The following is a 243-nucleotide window of genomic DNA, read 5'->3' on the forward strand; positions in this document are numbered from 1 at the left end:
CACATTATCCAGCACCTTGGTCGAGCATTTTTAAAGACAAGAATTGCTATTATGAACCAGTTTGATAAGAAGTCACTACCCTATCGAGCCTTGAAAAATCACTGGCGACTCTTTCAAAAGGACAGCCGTAAGCTATCGCTCAACTCTTTTTATTCAAAGACTTTCCGACAAACTTTAGCACCACATGAAGTCGTTGAGAAGACTCTAGACTTTTCAGAAGAGCTCGCTAATGCCTACAAACTT

Annotated in this window: 1 pseudogene; it reads left to right on the forward strand. The window is 40.3% G+C overall.

Going from position 1 to position 243, the window contains the following annotated elements:
- Positions 1 to 243, forward strand: a pseudogene (locus HMPREF2697_RS06155) (ISL3 family transposase); the annotation flags it as partial.

The sequence above is a fragment of the Streptococcus sp. HMSC064D12 genome, assembly GCF_001837205.1.
In the GTDB taxonomy this organism is placed as follows: Bacteria; Bacillota; Bacilli; order Lactobacillales; family Streptococcaceae; genus Streptococcus; species Streptococcus salivarius_D.